Origin of the sequence: Rothia sp. 27098_8_29 (assembly GCF_041432785.1) — a bacterium.
Taxonomy (GTDB): domain Bacteria; phylum Actinomycetota; class Actinomycetes; order Actinomycetales; family Micrococcaceae; genus Rothia; species Rothia mucilaginosa.
The window spans coordinates 1-3424 of record NZ_JAPWAI010000021.1 but is presented as its reverse complement, the minus strand read 5'-3'; the positions used below and the strand labels follow the sequence as shown (position 1 = coordinate 3424).

Below are 3424 nucleotides of genomic sequence, written 5' to 3'. Positions count from 1 at the left end.
TTGCCGGATCCGGCGCCCGCAACGATGAGCAGGGGCGCGCCGGAGTGCAGCACGGCTTCTTCCTGGCGTTCGTTGAGCCCTGCGGTGAGGGAGGCGGGGTCCACCGCGTTGAGGCTGTGGGCGCGTTCGCCGTAGGGGTCGGCGGGGTCGAAGTCCTCGCCGTAGCCGCCGACGCGGTAGGCGGGCGGCATGAAGTCGCCGAGCGGGTCTGCGGCGGTGAAGGCTGCGGGTGCGCCGGGTTCAGGAATGGGCGCACTGGTAGCAGGGGTACCGTAGGCGGGCAGGGCGGCGGGTACGTCCTGTGTGGGTGCCTCCATCACCGGAGCATTCATCACTGCGGCGTCCATGGGAGGGGCGTAGTAGTCGTCCTCGGCAGGGGGTACGTCGTAGTAGGGGTCGAAGGGCGGCTCGTCATCCGCTACCGGTGCTGCGGGGGTGACAAGTTCGGCGGCGAACAGGCCGTCCTGTTCGGTGAAGGGCTGCTTCTGCTGTTCGGGCTTGTCGCTCATCATCTACCTCGCTGCCTAGAATACACGTTCGATATTCCATGCTACCGCATTTACTCCGCGGCTCCCACCCGCTCGGTCATCCGCCGCACGTCCTATATCGGCAACGGCACACCGGTGGCACAGAATAGTCATGCTAGGATGACCGCATGACCCAGACCTTACCTCCGAGCCTCTCAATAGCCCTATGGTGCAATGGCTCAGCCGATGAAGCCGCACAGTTCTATACCAGGGTTTTTCGCGATGCTTCTATCGTTGAACAGGTGCCCGGACTCACGACTCTAAGCATCCATGGCTTCCAGCTCTCACTCATTAACGGTGATGACCGGTACGTCCCGAACCAGTCCATCAGTTGCATCCTAAACTTTGACCCGCTCCTCTTCGGTGGTGAGGCGCAAGCGCGAGCATACCTCGATGAACTTTACGAAGAGCTAGGTACCGGCGGTGTGCTGATGGAACTGGGTGAGTATCCTTTCTCCCCACGCTACGCCTGGGTGCGTGATCGTTTCGGTATGACCTGGCAGCTGATGCTTACCAACCCTGCAGGAGACCCGCGACCCTTCGTCGTGCCTTCTTTCATGTTTGGCGGCACGAATCACGGCAATGCAGAGGAAGCCACCAACCGCTGGATTTCTCTTTTTGATGACGCCCACCGCGGCACCCTGTACCACTATCCGGAAGGTAGCCCCTTTGAGGCAGATGCGGTCATGTTTACCGACTTCAACCTGCAGGGCACCTGGATGGCGGCTGCTGATTCTGGTGCTTTCCACGATTTCACGTTCACGCCGGGAGTTTCGGTAGTTCTTTCGTGCCGTACTCAGGAGGAGATTGATTACTATTGGGAGCAGCTCTCGGCTATACCTGAGGCGGAGCGTTGCGGCTGGTGTGTAGATCGCTGGGGTATTTCTTGGCAGGTTGTTCCGCACAATATTGCTGAGCTGATGGCGGATAAGACCTCTCGCGAGAAGATCCTGCTGATGGGCAAGATTGACCTGTCTCAGCTATAACAACGTGTTTTCTTGAGTACTCGTTACGTGCAGAAACAGAGAAACCGCCCGCGCCTGCTAATGCAAGCGACGGGCGGTTTTCTCGTACCGGCGTGACTACCGGTTCTGTGTGCCCCCGAGACGATTCGAACGTCCGACACCTTCTTTAGGAGAGAAGTGCTCTATCCCCTGAGCTACGAGGGCGTACCTATCCAGTATAAAGCACCCCGCACCGCGAGTCCGCACAGCCAGTGTTCACCGGCCTGTGTTCACCGCCTGAGGACACCCGCACCCGGCGGCAGAACCGCTCCTACAATGTACGAATGAGCATCTACATTGACCCGCCCACCTGGCCCGCACACGGCACCGTCTTCTCGCACCTCATCTCCGATGTATCCCTGGCGGAACTGCACGAGTTCGCCGCAGCGGCGGGCATCAGTGAGCGTGCTTTCGACCGCGACCACTACGATGTTCCGGCGCACCTCTACGAGAATCTAGTACGGGCGGGCGCAAAGGAGCTCAGCGGTGCACAGCTGACTCGCACGCTCATTGCCAGCGGTCTGCGGATTCCCTTGAAGGAACGCCCCGAGAAGATTCGCCCGCGCCTGCTTCGCGCCTGGGAGGCGGCGTTTGCGCCCCGCCTTAATACACCCCGTCTCAAGCGTGTGGAGGCTCCTGCCGTGAGCCAAGCTCAGCTCACGGCGCAGGTAGCGGAGCTGAGTGAGAGCCTGTTGCAGGCGTGGGAGCAGCCGCACCGCGCCTACCACCATAGCGGGCACCTTTCGCAGATGCTCACCGACCTGGACCGCCTCTACGCACACCGCACGCAGGGTTCTACTCCCCTGGCATTGGTTCTGGCGGCGTGGTTCCACGACGCGGTGTACGAGGGCGCGCCGGGTGAGGATGAGCGCCGTAGCGAGCAGCTGGCGAGCGCCTCCCTGGAGCCGCTGGTTGCCGCGGGCCTGCTCAGTGGTGACGAGCTACAGATGGTGAGCCTTCTGGTGCGTGCCACGGCAACCCACGAGCTGCCCAAGTCTGTCGACCTACCGGCGGGCTATGAGCCGGCGGATATTCAGTTTTTCCTCGATGCCGATATGGCTATCCTGGCGGCTGATTCGGCACGCTATCGCCGCTACCTGCACGGGGTGCGTAGCGAGTACTCCCATTTTGACGATGAGGCGTTCCGTGCCGGTCGTACGACCTTCCTGCGTTCGATCCTGGGGCGTAAACGCATCTTCCTCTCCGAGGAGGGTCTACAGCTCTGGGAGGAGCCCGCGAGGGCTAATCTGAGTGCTGAGCTCAGCGAGTGGGAGCAGGACCCGCAGGGGCTTCTGCAGGCTCTCGCGTCCTAGCCGCATACACCTAAAACACATACCGCCGAGAATGCGCCCATACTAAGGTGCGTTCTCGGCGGTATTTTCGTGGAATCTCTCGGGTACGCAAAAGGCGCCCACCCCGTGTGGGGTAGGCGCCTTTTGAGAAGTATGTTGGGCTAAACCCAGCTCTTATGCGCTAAGGCTTAGAGAGCGGTGTAGTAGCCATCAACGGACATCCAGGAGGTGGGGTGCACCAGGGTACCGTTGGTGGGGTTCAGAGCGGAGATCATCTTGCCGTCGCCCAGGTAGATACCAACGTGGCTGTAGCCGTTCTGGAAGACGATGTCGCCGGGCTGGGGGTTAGCGGTCGGGCGCAGCTCGTTCTTCATTGCGTAGGTGAAAGCGGTCAGCTTGATGCCGTGCTGAGCGAAAACCCAAGAGGTGAAGCCGGAGCAGTCCCATGCACCGAAGGTCTTGCCGCCCCAAACGTATGCGCCGCCCAGACCGCTCATTGCGGTTGCAACGATTGCGTCGCGGGATGCGTTACCGGTGGAAGCGGAGGAAACTGCGGGAGCCTCGGTCTGTGCTGCAACGGGTGCAACGTAAGCCTGCTGTG

At 61.1% G+C, this 3424-nt stretch carries 3 protein-coding genes, 1 tRNA gene and 1 pseudogene; 2 read left to right on the top strand and 3 right to left on the bottom strand.

Annotated elements, in window-relative coordinates; genetic code table 11:
• A pseudogene (locus O3649_RS09015) lies at positions 1 to 512 on the bottom strand (ATP-dependent DNA helicase PcrA); the annotation flags it as partial.
• Between the two features lie 143 nt (positions 513 to 655).
• Here O3649_RS09015 and O3649_RS09010 point away from each other — a divergent pair.
• Entirely contained in the window at positions 656 to 1513 is an 858-nt protein-coding gene (locus tag O3649_RS09010) for a VOC family protein (protein ID WP_371573884.1), read from the top strand.
• Positions 1514 to 1623: 110 nt separating this feature from the next.
• Here O3649_RS09010 and O3649_RS09005 read toward each other — a convergent pair.
• Positions 1624 to 1696 (bottom strand) — tRNA-Arg (locus O3649_RS09005).
• A gap of 119 nt (positions 1697 to 1815) precedes the next feature.
• Here O3649_RS09005 and O3649_RS09000 point away from each other — a divergent pair.
• Positions 1816 to 2844 (top strand): DUF4031 domain-containing protein, encoded by a 1029-nt coding sequence (locus tag O3649_RS09000; protein ID WP_070630018.1) that lies wholly within the window; start codon positions 1816 to 1818, stop codon positions 2842 to 2844.
• A 167-nt stretch (positions 2845 to 3011) separates the two neighbouring features.
• Here the strand turns inward: O3649_RS09000 and O3649_RS08995 are convergent.
• A partial coding sequence (locus tag O3649_RS08995; RefSeq protein ID WP_371573882.1) for a C40 family peptidase occupies positions 3012 to 3424 on the bottom strand: 413 nt, incomplete at its 5' end.

Coding starts and splice junctions, on each gene's coding strand:
- O3649_RS09010 (WP_371573884.1), top strand. CDS start 656: ATGACCCAGACCTTACCTCCGAGCCTCTCAATAGCCCTATGGTGCAAT.
- O3649_RS09000 (WP_070630018.1), top strand. CDS start 1,816: ATGAGCATCTACATTGACCCGCCCACCTGGCCCGCACACGGCACCGTC.